The sequence below is a fragment of the Sulfuricurvum sp. RIFOXYD12_FULL_44_77 genome, assembly GCF_001830725.1.
GTDB lineage: Bacteria > Campylobacterota > Campylobacteria > Campylobacterales > Sulfurimonadaceae > Sulfuricurvum > Sulfuricurvum kujiense_A.
This window is the reverse complement of the sequence record NZ_MIBU01000305.1, coordinates 1-2433: the sequence shown is the minus strand read 5'-3', so window position 1 is coordinate 2433 and position 2433 is coordinate 1. Positions and strand designations below refer to the sequence as shown.

The 2433-nt window shown below is 45.0% G+C and carries 2 protein-coding genes; both read left to right on the top strand.

Features of this window, described 5'->3' with window-relative positions:
* Nucleotides 1–844 (top strand): UTP--glucose-1-phosphate uridylyltransferase (locus A2517_RS11205; RefSeq protein WP_294897057.1); only part of this gene is annotated, 844 nt, incomplete at its 5' end.
* Nucleotides 837–2258 (top strand): glycogen synthase, encoded by a 1422-nt coding sequence (locus tag A2517_RS11200; RefSeq protein ID WP_294897054.1) that lies wholly within the window; start codon nt 837–839, stop codon nt 2256–2258. The genes A2517_RS11205 and A2517_RS11200, both read left to right, overlap by 8 nt.
* Nucleotides 2259–2433 lie beyond the last annotated feature (175 nt).

Sequence of the window (2433 nt, the reverse complement as noted above, 5' to 3'; positions counted from 1 at the left end):
CCGCTTGGAGGGGAGTTTTCCGAATGAAGGGGGATGGGAGACCCGTGTTGTCCCTAACCTTTTTAAAGCCGTTCAGCTTGAAACCCCTCCTCACCACCATTTCGGGTTATTTGAATATTGGGAAGGATTCGGTGCCCATGAAGTGATAGTCGATACTCCGCGACACACCACTTCGATGACTGAGTGGAGCGAATCAGACGCTGTCTCTTGGCTAAAAACCCTTCGTCAAAGAGTTGGAGATTTGCGTCGTGATCAACGGTTGGTCTATCTCTCTTTATTTAAAAATGAAGGGAAAAATGCAGGTTCATCGATGAGCCATTGTCATACGCAGCTGATAGGTCTTCCGATGGTTCCAAAGACATGCGGTGAAATATATCGAAGATCGTATGAATACTTTCAAACCAGCGGCCATGCCCTGATGGAATCTATCCTCAAACATGAAGAAGAAACAGGATGCAGGGTTGTTGAAAAAAAGGGTGAATTTACTGCATTTTGCCCTTATGCGAGCGCCTATCCTTTTGAAGTGATGATCAGTTCGATTAAAGAAGCGGGGCAAATCGATACCTTGAGCCGTACTCGCATTGAAACGGTTGCTTCGCTTTTAGTCTCAACACTGCAGAGGCTAAAACGGCAGCTTGGGGTATTCCATTTTAACCTTTGGATATCCACCCCCCCTTTGATTGAAAATGAAGGGATCGGTTCGGCAGAATTATGTCGTTTTACGATTCGCATTATGCCGCGTCTCTACCAATTCGGTGGATTTGAACATACTACGGGGATTGTTATCAATCCGGTTGCTCCGGAGTTAGCGGCGAAATTATTACGGGAGAGCACACATGAATAATAAACGTATGTTGTTCGCGTCAAGCGAAGTTTACCCCTTTGTTAAAACCGGAGGACTGGCGGATGTTTCCCATTCACTTCCGAGGGCATTGAATGAGAGTTATGAGGTGAGTGTCGTATTACCCCTCTACAACTCCATCGACCGTAAACAGTTTAAAATCAAACTTATCGAATCGTTTGAGATTACTATGGGCGGTTCTTTGTATCCGGTTGAGCTGTATGGAACGACATATGAGAACGTAGCGTATCGCTTTATCTATGCACCCTTGCTGTGTGATCGTGAGTTCCTCTATGGCCCTCCTGAGTGCGGGTATGAGGATAACGCTCTTCGATTCGGACTTTTCTCGTATGCTATCGCCGAATTGCTGCGACGGGAAAAATATGCGATTGCCCATCTAAACGATTGGCAGTGTGCGCTGGCCGCGCTTTTAATAAAGGAAGATAGCTCAATAGAGACGAAGTGTGTGTATACGATCCATAATCTAGCGTACCAAGGGGTCTTTCCCCCTTCGCTATTGCCTCAAATCGGTATTAATGAGAGTTATTTCACTATGGATGCGCTTGAGTTTTACAATCAGGTCAATTTTATGAAAGCGGGGATTGCATTCTCTGACGCCGTTACTACCGTAAGCCCAACCTATGCAAAAGAGATTTTAACCTCAGAATTCGGATGCGGATTGGAAGGATTTTTACATGTTCACCGACGTAAACTGAGTGGGATCATAAACGGAATCGATTCTGAGTATTTCTCACCGTCGTGTGATGAGGCGTTGATTGAGAAGTACACCAATGCCAAAGGGAAAAAATGGTCAAAAAATGATCTTTTAAAGCAGTGTGGTCTCAAAGGTGCTAGTAAACCTCTTTTTGCCTTTATCGGTCGTTTCACCCACCAAAAAGGGATCGATATGTTGGTGGAATCTTTACCGAAAATTGCTCAGATGGAGTGCAATGTCGTATTGCTGGGAGAGGGAGAAGAGGGGTATCATGACTCACTTGCCGCTCTTGCTGAGCGCTACGGTAATCTCCACCTGAATTTCGGATATGATGAAGCACTCTCACATCGAATGTACGCGGCGGCCGATTTCTTGCTAATGCCCTCGCTTTTCGAGCCGTGTGGGTTGAACCAGATGATTGCCTTTGCCTACGGAGCCGTTCCGATCGTGAATAAAGTGGGGGGATTGGCCGATACGGTGAAAAAAGTGGAAACGTACGATGAGACTACTCCATTTGGATACGGAGTAGTGTTTACCTCTCCGACAGCTCGCTCTTTGGTTTCGGCGGTGAAAAAATCGTGTGAACTCTACGGTGATAAAAAACACTTTGAAGCTGTTGTCAATCACAATATGAAATGCGATTTTTCATGGAGTGAAAGTGCCAAAGCTTACCAAGGGATCTATGCGAGACTCTCTAAGTGAAAAAACTTTTTATCGATATCGGCGGTACCCATCTTCGAAGTGAAATAGAGAGTGAAGAAGGTATTCTCAGTGATAGTGTCAGCTCTCATGAGATAGGATTATTAGCCTATATTGATACACAAATGGTTCTTCATCCCCAAATCGATTTTATCGGCATATCCTATGCAGGACAGGT

Excerpts from the sequence above, each read along its gene's own strand:
- A2517_RS11200 (WP_294897054.1), top strand. The coding sequence starts at position 837 with ATGAATAATAAACGTATGTTGTTCGCGTCAAGCGAAGTTTACCCCTTT.